Here is a 1,190-nt window from a genome sequence, read left to right as displayed (position 1 = left end):
GCATACAACCGCCCCGATTCTGTGTTGCGTGAGAACGCTAATTTTTCAGGTGGCAAGGGGAATAATTTATCTTCAGGCAAAGGGAACATCACAACTCCTACAAACCAGTTACCCCAAAATACCACAACCCCCCCAACAAGCCCCTTAAATATCCACCAGCAGGCAGTGCAAGCCCGCCAAGCTAGAGAAGAGGCTAAGGCACAAGCCCAAAGGCTAGAGGCGCAAAAGCAAGCCCAAAGAGAGGCTCAAGAGCAAGAACGCCGCGCACAGGCGGCCAAAGACTACCAACAAGCCCAAGAGCAAAAGCAAGCCAGCGCAGGGGGGAAACAGAATGATATAAACCTAGAAATAGGGGAAGATATCCCCATGACCAAGCTAAAGGGCTATAGCAGTTCTGTTAGCCTAGATGATGCGCGCATTTACCCGCTAGATTTTGTCATTGTCAAAACAAAGGATGTTAAACCCAATCTAGCCGCCGGTGTGGGCACACAGACCCGCACACAGACCAACCCCCAACGCATAGAGGAAATCGCTAAAGATTTTAAGCCCACGATGGTGTTTAATAGAGGCGGTTTTGATGATCTCCCCATTATTTTAAGCGATGGGCAAGTCATAGCGGGTAACCACAGGGCTAAGGGGATGCAAGAATTTAGCCCACAAAGCAGAGAGGCGTATGAGAGGGCTGTTTTAGAGCATTACAACACCACACTTAAAAGCGATGAACTCTTAATGCGCACGCCCAAAGAGGGCTTAGATAAGCAAGAAATCATTAACTTGGCCGCCGCGAGCAATGAAAAGCGCATTGATAGCATAGGGGATATGCTAGTGAGTGCTTTGGGCAAGTATGATGCCTATATCACGCCCCAGAATTTAGACCCTATTTTGAGAGTTGAGCACACCAGCGCGGCCACTCTGACCAATCGTTTGGCCAAGATATTAGATAGGGGCAGTGCAAGCCCCAGCGTGGAAGAACCTAGCTTAGCCCTCTTAGCCCATGTGGCGCGCAACACGCCCACATTAAACCTAGCAGAAGCCTTAAACCACGCCCAAAAGATTTTAGAGCCCGCAGAGTTTAAAACCCTCAAAGAGATGTTTAGCCACAACGCCCCTAGTTTTTATCTCTTAATGCGTGATGGGCGTTTCCCTAGCCTCAATCTTGCCCCCTATCTCACACCCGCCTTGCAAGCTAG

1 pseudogene is annotated in these 1,190 nt (G+C 49.4%); it reads left to right on the top strand.

What is annotated here, in order from left to right:
- Window positions 1–1,190, top strand: a pseudogene (locus tag FNE76_RS08035) (DUF3519 domain-containing protein); the annotation flags it as partial.

The sequence above is a fragment of the Helicobacter mehlei genome (assembly GCF_007280785.1).
Lineage (GTDB): Bacteria > Campylobacterota > Campylobacteria > Campylobacterales > Helicobacteraceae > Helicobacter > Helicobacter mehlei.
Note: the sequence above shows the minus strand (reverse complement) of the source record. Positions and strands in the feature narration are given on the sequence as shown.